Below are 14,078 nucleotides of genomic sequence, written 5' to 3' on the forward strand. Positions count from 1 at the left end.
ATTAGACTTTTATTTGAGAGCGGGGCTTGTCTGTGCAAGCCTTGGTCTATATAAGGCTGTCAACAACGCCTGCAAAGTAGAGTCTTTGTCGATTCTCGCCATTGTAAGTATCCCTATTCTTATGTTTGCTTACGGAGTTTGGACTTGCAGGTAATCATAGCCGCAGTTTTGAATTTCAGTAGAGAACAGGTGTGAGATGACTGATAATCTGGTTGAAGCCAATTTGATTGACCTTACTGCAGATATTGTTTCAGCATATGTCAGCAACAATACCGTTGCTTCCACAGAACTTCCGGGCCTGATCAACGAAGTGTATGGCGCGCTTCAGAAAACAGCAGCAGCCTCAAACGAGCCGGAGCCGGAGCCGCTTAAGCCCGCAGTGCCTGTGAAAAAGTCCGTCATGCCAGATTTCATCATCTGTCTTGAAGACGGCAAGAAGTTCAAGTCGCTCAAGCGTCATCTGCGTACCCATTACAACATGACGCCGGAAGAGTATCGCGAGAAGTGGGATCTGGCGCCGGACTATCCGATGGTCGCTCCGAACTACGCTGCCGCGCGGTCTGAACTTGCGAAGAAGATGGGCCTCGGCCAACAGCGCAAGCGCGCGAAGTAATTGATCCGTATACAAACCGGATAATCGAAAGGCCGCTTTTGAGCGGCCTTTTTTGTGTCTGACCGGCCACCGAGACCAGATGTCTTGAGTCCCAGCGTGCCCGACAGCGGGTTCACTCGGCCTCTCGGTCGCAGCTTTCTATCTTGTATTAAGGTTGTATGCGAACTTATCCACGCCTCTGAATTGTGAGTCTAGACTGTAGGAATATAAGCCTATCTCGGTAGTTCAGGCGAATATTTCCTAATGTTCACGACAGGAGGTGCGAATATGTTCAATGATAGGGGAGGGGCAATACACGACCACTACAGACCTTTGCGAGCAAAACCACTTTGCTTGCTAGAGGAGAACAGGCTGGAGGCCCATTTGCATCTTGCAGAGGGGTATGTATCCCGCGCGTTCTGCATCAAGCCCATGGATTTTTTTACCCATAACCGCGGTCCCAAGCATGTTTCTGGTGCGCGGCAACTGATGATGTATCTCGCGCATGTTGAGTTCGGTTTGTCTCTTGCGATGGTTGGGCGCCGCTATTTCAGAGACCGTTCAACCGCTTCCCACGCATGCAAGAAAATAGAAATCATGAGGGAAGATCCCTTTTTTGATGAGTTGGTGAGTGAGATTGAGGCACTGATCACATTGCGCCGAGATCCGCTTTTTGGTGCCAGCTTCTGGGGGGCGCAATGACATTCCTTTCAGCCAACAGTACCGACCGGCGCGCGCGAGTTCGTCTTTTGCGCTGTTTGTCGTCCAAAGGATCGGAGGCTATCCGGGACTGTTCCAGCGGACAGCCACAATGGAAATTGGTCCGTGACTCCAAAACGAGATCAACATGTTGGAGCGATCGACTGATAGAGGAGGCACTTTCGGCCGGCGTTCTGAAAAGAGTGGAACAGAGCATCTGCCGGATCAGTCCGGAGGGGCGTGCAGCGCTCCGTCGCGCCTTGAGTGGATCTGAGGACATAGCCGATCAACATCGCGAGATACGATCTGTGCCTTGTAACGGTAAGGGCGCCAATGAAACTGGAAAGCGGCCAACAACTGCCAGGGTCAATCTTTCGGAAAGTCCGCTTGCCCGCTTGGCTGCACGGAAGAAGAAAAACGGCCAGCCGCTTTTGAAGCCGGAAGAGATCCGGGCGGGGGAACGGTTGCGCGCCGACTTTACCTTCGCGTCGATGATGCCAACTGTCGGGCAGGGCTGGCGCACCGAGCGGGTCACCACAAGCTCTAGAGGGAGTGGCCTAAAAGACTTGAACGACGATGTGCTGTCCGCACGCCAGCGTGTGGAAACTGTTCTTGAGAGCCTGGAGCCGGTTCTGGCGGGTGTTCTAGTGGACGTGTGTTGTCATCTGAAGGGTCTTGAAAAAGTCGAGGCAGAGCGTGGATGGCCTGCAAGGTGCGCGAAAATCATCCTGCAAATTGCGTTGTCTGCATTGGCAGACCGCTATGGAGAACGTACGCAAGCCCCGTCACGGTCGTCTGGCGTTCGAAGCTGGTCATCCGCATCGTGAGCGCCCGGATGACGACACGAACTCAGGCTGCGGCCAAGGCAGCCTCTGCGTCGGTCCGAATCCGGCCAACCATGGACCTGAGGCCATTTGAACGTTGTGGAGTGAGATGCTCCTGCAGGTCGAGTTGATTGAAAACCCCTTCAACGTCGGTTTTCAAAATGTCCTCAGCGGTCTTGCCAGAAAAGACTGCTGTTACGATCGCTACAAGTCCTTGTACAATGAGGGCATCGCTGTCACCGCGGAACTTCAGCACAGGGGCGCCTTCAGCGTTTTTTTCGATCCCTGTAATCAGCCAGACCTGCGAAACACAGCCGCGGACCTTATGTTCTTCGCTGCGCTCGGCATCGGTCAGAGGCGGAAGCTCCTTGCCCAGATCGATGAGGTATTTGTAGCGGTCTTCCCAATCATCCAGAAACTCGAATGTTTCCAGAATGTCATCGAGTGTCGTTGTCATGGCATCCGTCTTTTGTGGTCGCTTTGAGCTCCATATAGCTCGCAGAACCCAATCTGCCTATCCTGGCGCCGGGGTTTTATTAGGTTTGGATGTTTGTTGAGCGCGTGAAAACAAAGAAACGCCGCAGACGAAATGGGCAGCTGTTCGTCTGCGGCGTAGCGGAAAAACCGCTGAAGTGAAGCCGTCTGATGCAATGCAACGGATTTGCATTGCCTTCGCGGGGCGCAATCAACCGTTCATTTGGTCCTGAAGGTCTCAGGATCTGGGAACGGTTTTAACTCAGGTCTTATGACCTGAGCGGGGTTTGGGCCTAGGCGTTGGCCCAATGTCTGATTCCTGGATCTGAGTGGTTTCGGTCACACCATCGGCAGTCTGTGCACCAGCGGTGCTGGTTTGATCAGAAGTCGGCTGGACGTTTGTGGACCCGGTGATCACAGTTTCGGACGGATCAGCGTCAGCGATTTGTGTGTCCAGATACTCATAGACAATCCGGGCGCCGTCACGAGCGCGGCTGCCGATCGCTGTCAGAGCATTTCCGCCGGTTTCGCATGCCTGCGGATTGCGATCACAAAATCCGCCAATATCAGACATGGTTGCCTGCGCGGCGATAAATGCCGAGACCGGATTGATTGGTTCTACTGGAGTGCTTTCGGTCTCAGACCCGATCGGGATAAGGACCAAAACCAAAGTCAGCCAGAAGGCGGTTCTCAAGAGAAAGAACATTGCTGCTACCCATAGTTCTTTGCATGTCAGGTGCGCCGTTTGTGTTGGTGGCGCACTCGTTATGGGGTCGTTGTAGCACTGACTTCAGAACGCCCGGTTGAGCTGACGGATCCAATTTTCATAAAATAAAACATGCATTTAAGTCGAATTCTCTGAGAATTTGATTCAAATTTGAATGAACTTCGAGCAACGGACTGAAAACAAAGAGAAAAGTGCATTTCTGAGCGAAAAGAGATTTATCCTTTAACGTTCCTTAAGCGGTGCGGGCGAAAATAACACCAACAGGTTGGCGAGGCCCGATTCTCGCGCGCGTATCGGTAGTGTATTGTGAGTAACCATCTGAAATATCTGCAAAACGCCTGGACGACTTGGGCGAGCCGCATTGACGGGATGATTCACCCTGACGCTGTCTCGGATCCTTTGGCCGGGCCATTGCACAGATCATTCCTGGTTGGCTGCTTTTTTTCTGGTGCGGTGGCACTTTTCGTGTTGCCGCTACATCTTGCCCTGGCGGGCGCACCGCACTCTGCAGCGGTACTGATGCTGGCCTGGATGTTGGGCCAATGGCCATTGGCCTTGTACCTGTCCCGGTCCGGTAATCTGGAACGCGCCATAACCATTTCTTCGGCTCTGTTTGCGGCCTTCACAGGTGTGATTTGCGCATTGACCGGCGGAGCCCAGTCCTTTGCTGTCATCTGGTTGCTCATTCCCTGCGTTGAAGCTGCTTTTGCCGGTCAAAGACGTACCGCGGCGATCACCACCGGGTTTTGCGCAGCGGTTTATGCCGGTCTGATTTTCTTGCCGGTCGCAGGCTCAATTGGGTTCAGTTTGCCTGCAGCACTTGATCCGGTCGCGACGCTTGGCGCGATCCTTTACGCAGGACTGCTCGCCTGTCGTTTGATTTCGGACCGGAGCCGAACCAGGGTGCTGATCAAAAGTGCGACCGAAGATTTCCAAACGATGGGGCAGGCGGTATCGGGCGTCGTTTGCGAAGTGCAGCCGGATGGAGACATGCGTCTCCTTGGCGGTCCTGCACGCCGGCTTTTCGGGCCTGCGTTTGCTTCCAGCGGCCCCGATTGGATCTTTGCGCGGCTTCATGTCACTGACCGGCCCGTTTACCTGACCCGGCTTTCTGAAGCCCGGCATGATGGTCTTGCCTCCGAACTGGTTCTTCGGGTGCGCACGTTTCACGAAAACATGGAAGAAAATGGCTCCCCGAACTTTACAGCGATGACGGTCAGACTGATCCCGGCGCAGGCGTTTCGGGCAGGTGCACGTGACCAAACTGAAACGCAGCCGGTCCTTGTGGCGATTGATCCAGTGACATCAGAAACCGGCGGCGGTGCACCGGTGGAGATCGCGGATAACGTTGAGCAATTGCCGGAGTTCATGCCAGAAGTATCCATTGAAAACATCCCAGCGCAGGCAGCACGAGCGAAGTCGGCATAGGCAGGGCATGGCAAAACGAAAAAAACAAAACAAAAAGCCGGAGCCACCGGAAACCATGATGAGCCGGGCTGGCAATGTCGCCCGGGACAATCCTGTCGCTGCCGGCGGGACTGTTGTCATGGGCTTGACCGCCTGTTTGATTGTGGCAAATGCCCTCGGGCTGCAACCCGGCCGCCATCCAGCGCCTTACTACACAACGCGCGACTGGCCGGATACCGCGCCTGAGCCTCTGGCAGAGGCGGAGGGCGGTGTCACAGTTCAGGAAATCTCGACGCTCGTCCTCGATCTGCAGAATTCCCTGCGGAAGGCGGGTCTTTATGAAGGCCCATTGGACGGGATCAATGGTCCCGCGACGGAACGTGCAATCCGCGCATTTGAACGCAAAGCTGGGCGGGTTGAGACCGGTGAAGCAAGCGAGAGCCTTCTCGCTTTGATCTGGCTTCATGGGACCGATCCGGCGGCACTCAACGCGCCACCAGTCCCCAGAGCTAAACCGGTAACGTCCGGCACACAGCGGCAGAACACCCAGGAAGAGGCGGCAACCGGGGTCGATTCTGATCCGCGTTTGAAGAAGATACAGCATGCGTTGTCGGAACTTGGCTACGGTCCGTTGACGGTAGATGGACTGATGGGCACCAATACAGCGGCGGCTTTGAAGCGGTTTGAACTCGATCGTGGATTGCCAATCACGGGGGAGGCCAATCCCCAAACGCTCGAACGTCTCGAAATGGTCAGCGGTCAACGCTTTGATGGATAGGCACTTTGCCTTTTCAGTAGCGTATGTGGTCAGTCAGGAAGGGTTGGATGCGCGTCACGTCTGAGCTTTTCGTCAGTGCGCTGGTGCGCCGGATTTTTTCTGAAAATGGATTTGCAGCCGTCACCCGAAAGGGCAATGCGGAAGCCGGTGCGATTTTGATTGTTGTTGACCGGCTCGACGGCACCTTCGACTTGTATTCGCCAGCACCACAGTCGTTTTTCGATGATGATGCCGGACAAGGCGACGGCGGCCGGTTGTTTGAAAAGACGTTAGAGGCGGCCGCGCGAGAGGCTGTTGATAAACGGTTGGAAAGCGAAGCCCGGATGGATCCGGACTTCTGGGTTGTTGATATCGAGGCCGAGGCGGGAAACGTGGAATTGCCTACCGCGGAACCTGAGCAATCGCGAAACCCTGCCGATGACTTCTTCCGGCTCTAGATCCGCTTAGCCCAAATTAGCCGATCCCCCGGCGCACACGCTGCGCGCTTGTCGTTCCGCTGCTGATACGGTGAGATCGGGCATCTCTGGACGGCCGGCTTGCGTCCTCGAATTGTCCTACGTGCCGCGGAGTTTTTTCTCCGGTGCCGTCGATTTCTGCCGAATTCGCAGAGGTGCCAAAAAGAGTCCAAGAACTGGTCAGCACATTTGCGGCACCTGTGCTGAGATTTCGGTGCAGGAACAAGAGCTTCCGGATTTCTTCAACGGCCATGTGCTCACCCAGCAACCGGACAAGGATCGTTGTAGTCCTTGGCCGATCGAGGCCCAGGGATTTGAGAGCAATGACAAGTGCCTCGCCCTGGCCCTCCTGTAAAAACATGTCACTGACGGAGCTTGGTAAACCCAGTCCTTGGCCAAGGCTATCGGTAAAGCGGTTTCGCTTTTGAAGCAGTGCAGCTTTCAAAAGTGCGCCATGAAGGCGGAGGCGGGCCGTGTCTATTGCCGGAATGCTTGGATGCGCAGGGGCCTGTGCGGACCTGATCACGCTCATCGTTTCAGCTGCTGCGATCGCCTTTGCGCGCAAGGAGGCCGGCAAGACAAGAAACTGACTGATCAGATTTTCCGTATTCAACGCCTGGCGTTTGGAGAGCTCTTCACCAAGTTCGGCAATCAGGTCGGCTCGCTCGCTCAAGCGCTCATTCAGGTGCTGGTCCAGCGTCAGGTCTTCCCGGTCGATCAGCAGCCGAATGGTTTGAGCATCGGCCGTCTCACACAGTGCGGCCAGAATCGGACGCGGTAGATGGGATCGTCCGGCGAGCGCCTTGCGGGCAGCTTCGGACCCTCCTTTGGCGATCTCCACAAGCACGTCCACAGAAACCTTGGTGCTGTGCCGCAAAATGGGGAAGGCGGTAAGATCGTCTTTGTCTTTGGCGAGAAGGTCGATGAGCGCATCCGGTGCTTCCGGATAAGTCACCAGCATGTTGGCGATCTGGCGCCGGTCACGAACGGATGTCGCCGGTAACAGGTTTTTCGCCAGCTCCAAAAAAACACGTGTTTCTTCAGCGTTGTGTCCGGTTCTGCCTGTGAAAAGCTCGACCGCGGAGAGCAAGATCCCGCTGTCCGATGGCTGAGAGGAGGGCTTTCTAATCGTTGAATTGAAGGTCTGCACAGCTTGTTCGAACCGTTTTCTGGTGGGCAGCCCACCTGACTAAAAACACTAATTAACGGCGGATAAGTCCACGACCGTTCCTTCAAATTGAACCAAAACCGTTAGCATCTTGTTAACCTGAACGCCGTCTTAATTGAGTTGCAGGTAGTATTGCGTCGCCCGTTGACCGTTTCCGCTGCCCATCGCTCCAGCGGGAACCAGAACCGAAGGAGCAGACGATGGGCACATTGTTAGATTTCGCTTCCGCACCTCGCCCGACAGCGCGCGTTGACCCCCGTTCAACACCGCAATGTTCGACGAACCCGGAAGAGTTTGGGCAAGTTATCCTCTTCCCAGGTGTCCGTTACGAGCACCACGACCTTGATCTTGCCGCACGAATCGCGACCATCGGAAAAGCTGCTGGACCTGCTGGGTCCGACAAGGACTGACGGTTCGAGCCCCTCCAGCTGCAGGCAACAAGCATTACGCATGCGGTTTGGAGAAACGCCCCATGGGCACGAGGAACGCGGTTGGAAAAAGGCATGTGCATACACAAGGGTGTTGCCTCGCCTCTGTTTCCGTTCTGGCTCGGTCAGGCGTAACTGTTTCCATACTGGCGTTGCTTCTGGCCGGGTGTGTTCGGCCTACAGGTGATTTCGACCGCGCAAGGCCGTCGGTCATTCACGACAGTGTCATGCCGGCGATCGGCGAAGGCGCGGCGCGCATGCGCGAAGACCCTGTCTCCAAATTCAATTACACAAACGATGAGAAGCTGCTGCGGGACCGTGGCTGGACACTGATCCGTCCGCCATGGACGAAAGACTGGATCGGCGGCACCATGGCCGAACTCGCCCGAACCCGTGTCATTCCCGAGACGGAAGGTCGTATCCCGCCCGATCTTTATTATCATTATCTCCGGTCAGACAAATTCCGGTCCTCAGACGCAAGATTTGACAAGATTGCATCTGATGCCAGCGGAGATGCGGATCTGGTGATGCCGTTTTGTGAGGTTGCTTTGAGGGTGCGCAAGGCCGACGATGAGCGTTTGCGTGTTCTTCAGAACAAACCGCTCACAACGGAAGAAATGTATGAAGGTGCAAAAGCCCGGGTTTGGGAAAACCGGGTCATGATCAAGTGGGTGGGACAGGCTCTGCGCTACCGCATCAAGGCCTATAAAAACGCTTTGGATGCCCTTGAGATCGAAACGCCAAGCCGTGACCGGCAATGGAAGGTCAACACCGCGATCCGGGAGCTGGAAGGACAGGTGCTTCTGGCCGAGTCCGAATGCCAGACTGAAAACCGGTATGGCACTGAAGAGCCGGTTCGCCGCTCACGGATTTACAAGGGTTGGGGCAACGAGCGCCCGCCACCGCAAAAATAACGCGGCTTGGCCTGTATTGCCGGTACCGTTCGCCGTCGACCGTGACTTTAGCTTTTGACCGCTCCAATCAGATCAACCGAGAACGTCGCAGCTTGCGATGCTCATGGCGTTTTCGATCGTTTCGGCTTGTGTGGGATGGGAAACGTAGGCGCGCAGAAGGGCAATTCCGCTGATCGTTTCTGTTTCAATGACAATCAGGTCTTCCAAGTTGGCTGGCGGGTTCTGGCGCAGGATGGACAGCTGTTCCGGCGTGATCAGCAGCATGGAGAGCCTGTCAGCGCCAGCGGTGCGGTTGTTGAGGCTGTAGACCGTCTCGCCTGCCTGATTGAACACCCCGATAGACCAGAAAGATGCTGGAATTCCCGCATCGAAAAAGACCGGGCCGGCCGATAGCTGGAACCGGCAAATCGCATGTTTCATGGCCGGATCAAGACCTGGCAGGGCTTCTTCCCCGGGTCTGACATCCGGCAACAGGTTGAACTGCCTGTCAGGGCCGTACGTCAGGGCGTCATCATAAGCGCTGTGCTGCACATTCTGCGGGATGGTGAGCACAACAAGGATATGAATGACTGCTGCGAGGCAAAGCACAGCCAGCGCACCGGCAGTCAGGGTGAAGCGGGGCGACAGGGTCATGGGCAGCTGATCCTGTCGATGTCCGGAACGCTCACACCGTCGAGCGCTGCTCCTGTGGTGACCGGGGCATCATAAAGCCGCAGGACGAAACGAAGTCCGCTGCCCGGCGCGGGGTTGGTGGGAAGGGGGAGCCAGTTGCCCGATTTGACTTGCGCGCTTGCGGTGATTTCAAACGAGCCATCGCCGCGCCGCAAAAGGTTTTGGCTGTCGAGATGATTGCGTCCCGGCACCGTTTGCTGAAGCCGGCCATGTGCGTCAACTGCCGTCAGGGTCCAAAGCCGGGCTGTCGGGGTGCGCCCGGCAATGCGGTAGCTGCAGGCCGGGTCGAGCGCTTGTCCGCTGCTGTCTGTGCGGGCTGTCAGTGACAAGCCTTCCCCGGAAGCGAGCGGGATGTAGCCGCCACGGGTGTAGATAGCGACGGAATAGGGGTCGGCCTCCGGGGTGCCCGCTGTGGGATACGCTTTCCACGCACCGACCGAAATTGAATCAAGCGGTTCTTCGCGTTCGATCAGAATGTAAGCCGAACTGACCCCGATCAGTGCGCTGAGAATGATGATTGAGGTGAGAAAGACCAGGGTTCTGAGCGGGTGCGGCCGCTCTGGCCGAATGGCGCGCGGAAGGACTTCCTTGTGCCAGCCGCTTTCAACATGGCCTGAAGCGTGTCGCATGGTCTGCTGCTTCATTGCGCAGCCGCATATTCGGTGTCGCCATCGTCGGGCACTGCCGCCTGGTCGCGGGACTGGATGAGTTCCTGCAGATTCGATCCGATATCAAGCAGAAGCCGCTGTGTCCGTCGGCTGAGGACCCTTGGCTGGACGGCCACTGCGTCGGCTGCGGCGACCAGCGGACGGGCCGGTTGGGCAAGCCGAGGCAGCGTGTCGGCTTCAACGCCGGGCATGGCCACAAGCTCAATCCCGTTGTGCGCATATGCCATGAACCGTTGCCATGCCATGGCAGGGAGGCTGCCACCGGTGACGCGCCGGGTGGATGTGAAATCGTCGTTCCCAAACCAGACAGCACCGGTGAAGTTGCCCGTGTAGCCAACGAACCAGGCGTCACGATAAGCATTTGTGGTACCGGTTTTTCCGGCCGCGACGACGCCGTCAATCCGGGCCCGGCGGCCAGTTCCAGCCTCGACCACGTTGACCAGGATGTCGTTCATCTCGTGGACTTTTTCTTCCGGGAAGATCCTCTGGGGTTCTGGCTCATCAACTTCCCGCTGATAGAGGACTTCGCCGTCGCTGTTGGTGACTTCCAGGATCGCGTAGCCCTTGGCTTTGTATCCGCCATTTGCAAAGACCGAATAGGAGGAGGCCATGTCGATGACCGTGACCTCTGATGAGCCGATCGGCAGGGAAACAGAGTTTTCCAATTCGTGCGTCAGGCCCATTGCGTAGGCGGTTTCGATGATTTTCTCGCGGCCAAAATTTTGGGCGAGCCGGATCGGAATGGTGTTGATGGATTTCGTCAGTGCCAGCTTTAAGGTGACAGCACCCCGGTAGCTGCGGGTATAGTTGCGCGGGCACCAGTTGCCGAGACAAAATGGACGGTCAGGAACAATGGAGCTCGACGAAAAGCCGTTCATGAATGCGGTCATGTAAACGAACGGCTTGAACGAGGAACCGGGCTGGCGCAGGGCGTTGACAGCCCTGTTGAATTGGCTCTCGCCATAAGACCGGCCGCCAACCATCGCAACAACCGCGCCATCCGGAACCATTGCCACCAATGCAGCTGAGTTGGCGTCCCGGAGCTTGGCATTTTCCCTGAGGACTGACTCGACCGCCTGGTCAGCCTGGCGTTGGAGTGCGGGGTCCAATGTGGTTCGGACCGTGACGATCCTATCGCGGGCCATGGCCGGTTTCCGCCGGGCCAGTTTCTTGACCTCATCCAGCGCCCAGTCGAGGAAGTATTCTGGCAACTGCTCTTGAGAGCGGTCGACAGCAAGGGCCGGATTGCGCCTTGCGCCGATCACCTGGCCTTCCGTTAGAAGGTCGGCCTGCACCATATTGGTCAGGACTTCGTTTGCCCGGGCACGCGCAGCCGGCAAATTGATGTGCGGAGCATATTTGGTTGGGGCCTTGTAGAGCCCGGCAAGCATGGCACTTTCGGCCAGTGTCAGCTCGCGAACGTTCTTGTTGAAATAGAACTCAGCCGCTGCGGTCACCCCAAAAACACCGCCGCCCATGTAGGCGCGGTCGAGATAGAGCTTCAGGATTTCTTGTTTCGACAAGTTCGCCTCTAGCCAAAGCGCGAGATAGGCTTCCTTGATCTTGCGGCTGAGACTGCGCTCGTTGGACAGGAACAGGTTTTTGGCAAGCTGCTGGGTCAGCGTTGAGCCGCCCTGGACAACCCCGCCGGCGCGCGCGTTTTCCACCATCGCCCGGAACGTTCCGACAAAATCGATGCCGAAATGCATGAAGAAGCGGCGGTCTTCCGTTGCAAGTGTCGCCTTCACGAGAGAGTCTGGGATTTCTTCCAAAGGGACGCTGTCGTTCAAAACGATACCGCGCCGGCCGATTTCCTGGCCAAAGCGGTCGAGGAAGGTGACGGCGAAGTCGTCGGTCGTCTTCCAGTCCGCATAGCGGGTTGCTTCGATGGCCGGCTGCGCGAAGGCCAGAACCACAACAAAACCGATTGTTCCGTAAGTCAGGCCGTCGGATGTGACCTCGGAGAGCCCACGCCAGATCCCTTTTGCGCGAAATCTGCGCAAAAAACCATCATAGGCTTCCCAGCTTCGGCGGATGATCGACCAGGACCGCCAGAGGCCTGTATCGACCATGGAGTCGATTGAAAGCAGAAAGCGCCGGATCCGTTGTCCGATACCGGGCCGCGGCTGGGCATTGCCTTCTTTTGTGTCTGGATCGGATGCCAAGCTTGCAGAATCTCCGCGCATCAACAGCTTCTTCAACGTAACCCGTTTTTACTACAGTGAAAACTGAAGACAACGGCGGAAATGCTTCGGGAATGGGATAAATCTCATTTGATTTGGCATCGTCGGGGCGCTTCAGACCTATCATTGTTGCTGGCCGCCCGTATGCGTGATAGGCGCACGGATCAAATCAAGGGCGCGCAGGAGAGAGCAACCCAATGGGGTCTGGCAATTCGGTGAATAAGGACGGTGAGCTTCCGTTCTGGAAAACAAAGTCGCTCGAAGAGATGACCAACGCTGAATGGGAATCCCTCTGCGACGGTTGTGCCCGGTGTTGCCTCAACAAACTGGAAGACTGGGATACGGGCGATATTGTCTGGACCGATGTTGCCTGCACGCTTCTGGATGGTACGTCTTGCCGATGCAGGGACTACGAAAACCGAGCTGCGACCGTTCCGGATTGCATTCAACTCACACCGTCTGAAGTGAAAACCCTGACTTGGCTTCCGCCGACTTGCGGATACCGCCTCGTGCGCGAAGGCGCAGATCTCTACTGGTGGCATCCGCTCGTGTCCGGCGATCCAGAAACCGTGCACCAAGCGGGTGTATCCGTCCAAAACCGCACCGTGTCCGAAGATGGAATGGAACTGGAAGAGTACGAAAATCACGTCGTGACATGGCCCGGAGAAATACCGGAGGCTGAGTAAGCCCCTTTAAGGCCTCACCAAAAAAGCTTCTACATGCCGTTCGAGGCGGGATTGCAATTCTTTTAGATCCGTCAGCTGATGCGACCGGAAAATGATTGCTCCGTGAATGACGAAGGCGACCAAACCGTCGAGCATTTCTTGCGGTGCGCGATCTGTTCTGAGTTTTGGACTGATTTCGTCGGACGATTGCCAAAACCCTAGAAATTGCAGCAACTTCTCATCGAGTGCATCCAGCTGTTCGATAAATTCGGGAGCGCAATGCCCCTTGGTTGCGCCGATGTTTTCCAGAAACACGCGCAGCATGGTCTGGCTCTCGGTGATGACGGCAATGAGCGCCATCATTCGGTTCACCAGTCCTCCAACCGGATCTGCAAGGTCCTGAGCCGAAAGCTTTTCATTCTTGTCGGCGGCTTCCCGAAGTTTCTGTAACTCGCCCAACAGCAGATAGGAGAGAAGGCCATCCATATCGCCGAAATGAGCGAATATGGTGCCTTTGGCGACGCCTGCCTCTCGAGCGATCGCCTCTGCGGTCATCTCTTCCAAGGTTTTCTTTTTGGACAGGTGCGCTGCCGCCTCCAGGATCCGGGCGCGGGTGAGGGCGGTGCGTGCTTGGGGCTTCCGTGGTTTGGTTTTTATCGCCATGACATCTTCTAAAAATGACCTTGGTCAATTTATTGCTTGACCTCGTACCATACTTGCGGCAATTAATGACCGTGGTCAATTTTTAAGAGCCGGCGCGTTTTGACGCCCGGTTTCGGAGTTTCAATTATGGCGAAGAAAATACTGGTGCTGGATGGCCATCCGGCGAAGGGCAGCTTTTGCGGTGCGCTTGCCCAAACCTATGCCGATGCGGCCGAGAAGACCGGGCATGACGTGCGCATTGTGCATCTCGCAGACTTGTCTTTTGACCCGGATCTGGGGTCAGCGTCCTTCAAGACAGTCAAACCACTGGAGGCCGATCTTGAAGATTTCTGGGCCAGCCTGGAATGGTGCGACCATTTTGTTCTGGCCCATCCGCTTTGGTGGGGCGGAATGCCAGCCAAATTGAAAGGCTTGATCGACCGGGTTTTCTTGCCAGGCAAAGCGTTTCGATACGTTTCTGGGAAGGCACTACCGGAAAAACTCATGGCTGGCCGGACCTCTGAGGTATTGGTCACCTCTGATACACCGGGCTGGTTTTTCAGGCTCGTTTACGGTCAGGGCATCAAGAAGCAGACCAAGATGCAAATCCTGGATTTCTGCGGGCTTAAAATGAAGAATTATTCCTGGTTCGCCCAAATCCAGGGATCAACGGACGAAGCACGGGCCAAGATGATCCGTAGAGCCGCGCAGCTCGGGGCAGCAATCTGAAGCGTTGTCCGCAGCCATTGCGGTGGCTGATCAAAAGTCTGCTAAACGACAAG

The 14,078-nt window shown here is 56.1% G+C and carries 17 protein-coding genes; 10 read left to right on the top strand and 7 right to left on the bottom strand.

Going from position 1 to position 14,078, the window contains the following annotated elements:
- The first annotated feature begins 196 nt into the window (after positions 1 to 196).
- The 3 genes from AC0J4F_RS13775 to AC0J4F_RS13785 all read left to right on the top strand — a co-directional run bounded on the left by AC0J4F_RS13775 (position 197) and on the right by AC0J4F_RS13785 (position 2,118).
- Positions 197 to 613 carry a Ros/MucR family transcriptional regulator gene (locus tag AC0J4F_RS13775; protein ID WP_008190661.1) on the top strand — a complete coding sequence of 139 codons (417 nt, stop codon included), beginning with the start codon at positions 197 to 199 and terminating at the stop codon, positions 611 to 613.
- Positions 614 to 976: 363 nt separating this feature from the next.
- Positions 977 to 1,294 carry a helix-turn-helix domain-containing protein gene (locus AC0J4F_RS13780; RefSeq protein ID WP_422022638.1) on the top strand — a complete coding sequence of 106 codons (318 nt, stop codon included), beginning with the start codon at positions 977 to 979 and terminating at the stop codon, positions 1,292 to 1,294.
- 200 nt (positions 1,295 to 1,494) lie between these two features.
- Complete coding sequence (locus tag AC0J4F_RS13785) at positions 1,495 to 2,118, top strand: DUF6456 domain-containing protein (RefSeq protein ID WP_473023754.1); 624 nt, start codon at positions 1,495 to 1,497, stop codon at positions 2,116 to 2,118.
- A 22-nt stretch (positions 2,119 to 2,140) separates the two neighbouring features.
- Here the strand turns inward: AC0J4F_RS13785 and AC0J4F_RS13790 are convergent, their stop codons facing one another.
- Positions 2,141 to 2,572, bottom strand: a complete 432-nt coding sequence (locus tag AC0J4F_RS13790) for a SufE family protein (RefSeq protein WP_133946737.1) — start codon at positions 2,570 to 2,572, stop codon at positions 2,141 to 2,143.
- Positions 2,573 to 2,851: 279 nt separating this feature from the next.
- On the bottom strand, positions 2,852 to 3,295 hold the full coding sequence (locus AC0J4F_RS13795; RefSeq protein ID WP_420340469.1) for a DUF5330 domain-containing protein: 444 nt from the start codon (positions 3,293 to 3,295) through the stop codon (positions 2,852 to 2,854).
- A 486-nt stretch (positions 3,296 to 3,781) separates the two neighbouring features.
- Between AC0J4F_RS13795 and AC0J4F_RS13800 the strand changes: the two genes are divergently transcribed.
- The 3 genes from AC0J4F_RS13800 to AC0J4F_RS13810 are packed head-to-tail and all read left to right on the top strand — an operon-like array spanning position 3,782 to position 5,938.
- Positions 3,782 to 4,744, top strand: a complete 963-nt coding sequence (locus AC0J4F_RS13800; protein WP_473023755.1) for a hypothetical protein — start codon at positions 3,782 to 3,784, stop codon at positions 4,742 to 4,744.
- 55 nt (positions 4,745 to 4,799) lie between these two features.
- A complete protein-coding gene (locus AC0J4F_RS13805) occupies positions 4,800 to 5,501 on the top strand; it encodes a peptidoglycan-binding domain-containing protein (RefSeq protein WP_306150024.1) in 702 nt (233 codons plus the stop codon).
- A 47-nt stretch (positions 5,502 to 5,548) separates the two neighbouring features.
- Positions 5,549 to 5,938, top strand: coding sequence for a DUF1491 family protein (locus tag AC0J4F_RS13810; protein ID WP_133946741.1), 390 nt, complete (start codon positions 5,549 to 5,551; stop codon positions 5,936 to 5,938).
- A gap of 16 nt (positions 5,939 to 5,954) precedes the next feature.
- Here the strand turns inward: AC0J4F_RS13810 and AC0J4F_RS13815 are convergent, their stop codons facing one another.
- Positions 5,955 to 7,046: a DUF2336 domain-containing protein gene (locus AC0J4F_RS13815; RefSeq protein ID WP_473023756.1), complete on the bottom strand. Its 1,092-nt coding sequence runs from the start codon at positions 7,044 to 7,046 to the stop codon at positions 5,955 to 5,957.
- Positions 7,047 to 7,324: 278 nt separating this feature from the next.
- On the opposite strand from AC0J4F_RS13815, the gene AC0J4F_RS13820 reads away from it, so the two are divergent.
- Complete coding sequence (locus AC0J4F_RS13820; RefSeq protein ID WP_209173946.1) at positions 7,325 to 7,534, top strand: hypothetical protein; 210 nt, start codon at positions 7,325 to 7,327, stop codon at positions 7,532 to 7,534.
- 62 nt (positions 7,535 to 7,596) lie between these two features.
- Positions 7,597 to 8,466: a hypothetical protein gene (locus AC0J4F_RS13825; RefSeq protein WP_473023757.1), complete on the top strand. Its 870-nt coding sequence runs from the start codon at positions 7,597 to 7,599 to the stop codon at positions 8,464 to 8,466.
- Positions 8,467 to 8,538: 72 nt separating this feature from the next.
- Here the strand turns inward: AC0J4F_RS13825 and AC0J4F_RS13830 are convergent, their stop codons facing one another.
- The 3 genes from AC0J4F_RS13830 to AC0J4F_RS13840 are packed head-to-tail and all read right to left on the bottom strand — an operon-like array spanning position 8,539 to position 11,878.
- The gene (locus tag AC0J4F_RS13830; RefSeq protein ID WP_420340474.1) at positions 8,539 to 9,099 is read right to left on the bottom strand and encodes a DUF1254 domain-containing protein; all 561 of its coding nucleotides are present in this window, start codon (positions 9,097 to 9,099) and stop codon (positions 8,539 to 8,541) included.
- Positions 9,096 to 9,767: a DUF1214 domain-containing protein gene (locus tag AC0J4F_RS13835; RefSeq protein ID WP_473023758.1), complete on the bottom strand. Its 672-nt coding sequence runs from the start codon at positions 9,765 to 9,767 to the stop codon at positions 9,096 to 9,098. Before AC0J4F_RS13835 ends, AC0J4F_RS13830 begins: the two co-directional genes overlap by 4 nt.
- Positions 9,768 to 9,778: 11 nt before the next feature.
- Positions 9,779 to 11,878, bottom strand: a complete 2,100-nt coding sequence (locus tag AC0J4F_RS13840) for a transglycosylase domain-containing protein (protein WP_473026432.1) — start codon at positions 11,876 to 11,878, stop codon at positions 9,779 to 9,781.
- A 308-nt stretch (positions 11,879 to 12,186) separates the two neighbouring features.
- Here AC0J4F_RS13840 and AC0J4F_RS13845 point away from each other — a divergent pair, with 308 nt between their 5' ends.
- Complete coding sequence (locus tag AC0J4F_RS13845; protein WP_473023759.1) at positions 12,187 to 12,675, top strand: YcgN family cysteine cluster protein; 489 nt, start codon at positions 12,187 to 12,189, stop codon at positions 12,673 to 12,675.
- Between the two features lie 6 nt (positions 12,676 to 12,681).
- Here AC0J4F_RS13845 and AC0J4F_RS13850 read toward each other — a convergent pair whose 3' ends face one another.
- Positions 12,682 to 13,317: a TetR/AcrR family transcriptional regulator gene (locus AC0J4F_RS13850; protein ID WP_473023760.1), complete on the bottom strand. Its 636-nt coding sequence runs from the start codon at positions 13,315 to 13,317 to the stop codon at positions 12,682 to 12,684.
- Positions 13,318 to 13,443: 126 nt separating this feature from the next.
- On the opposite strand from AC0J4F_RS13850, the gene AC0J4F_RS13855 reads away from it, so the two are divergent.
- The gene (locus AC0J4F_RS13855; RefSeq protein ID WP_473023761.1) at positions 13,444 to 14,025 is read left to right on the top strand and encodes an NAD(P)H-dependent oxidoreductase; all 582 of its coding nucleotides are present in this window, start codon (positions 13,444 to 13,446) and stop codon (positions 14,023 to 14,025) included.
- The last annotated feature ends 53 nt before the right edge of the window (positions 14,026 to 14,078 follow it).

Source organism: Roseibium sp. R5, assembly GCF_055755305.1.

Bases quoted from the DNA above. Each gene is read 5' to 3' on its own strand.
- AC0J4F_RS13775 (WP_008190661.1), top strand. From the start codon at position 197: ATGACTGATAATCTGGTTGAAGCCAATTTGATTGACCTTACTGCAGAT.
- AC0J4F_RS13790 (WP_133946737.1), bottom strand. From the start codon at position 2,572: ATGACAACGACACTCGATGACATTCTGGAAACATTCGAGTTTCTGGAT.
- AC0J4F_RS13795 (WP_420340469.1), bottom strand. From the start codon at position 3,295: ATGTTCTTTCTCTTGAGAACCGCCTTCTGGCTGACTTTGGTTTTGGTC.
- AC0J4F_RS13805 (WP_306150024.1), top strand. From the start codon at position 4,800: ATGATGAGCCGGGCTGGCAATGTCGCCCGGGACAATCCTGTCGCTGCC.
- AC0J4F_RS13810 (WP_133946741.1), top strand. From the start codon at position 5,549: ATGCGCGTCACGTCTGAGCTTTTCGTCAGTGCGCTGGTGCGCCGGATT.
- AC0J4F_RS13820 (WP_209173946.1), top strand. From the start codon at position 7,325: ATGGGCACATTGTTAGATTTCGCTTCCGCACCTCGCCCGACAGCGCGC.
- AC0J4F_RS13825 (WP_473023757.1), top strand. From the start codon at position 7,597: ATGGGCACGAGGAACGCGGTTGGAAAAAGGCATGTGCATACACAAGGG.
- AC0J4F_RS13830 (WP_420340474.1), bottom strand. From the start codon at position 9,099: ATGACCCTGTCGCCCCGCTTCACCCTGACTGCCGGTGCGCTGGCTGTG.
- AC0J4F_RS13835 (WP_473023758.1), bottom strand. From the start codon at position 9,767: ATGCGACACGCTTCAGGCCATGTTGAAAGCGGCTGGCACAAGGAAGTC.
- AC0J4F_RS13840 (WP_473026432.1), bottom strand. From the start codon at position 11,878: ATGGTCGATACAGGCCTCTGGCGGTCCTGGTCGATCATCCGCCGAAGC.
- AC0J4F_RS13845 (WP_473023759.1), top strand. From the start codon at position 12,187: ATGGGGTCTGGCAATTCGGTGAATAAGGACGGTGAGCTTCCGTTCTGG.
- AC0J4F_RS13850 (WP_473023760.1), bottom strand. From the start codon at position 13,317: ATGGCGATAAAAACCAAACCACGGAAGCCCCAAGCACGCACCGCCCTC.
- AC0J4F_RS13855 (WP_473023761.1), top strand. From the start codon at position 13,444: ATGGCGAAGAAAATACTGGTGCTGGATGGCCATCCGGCGAAGGGCAGC.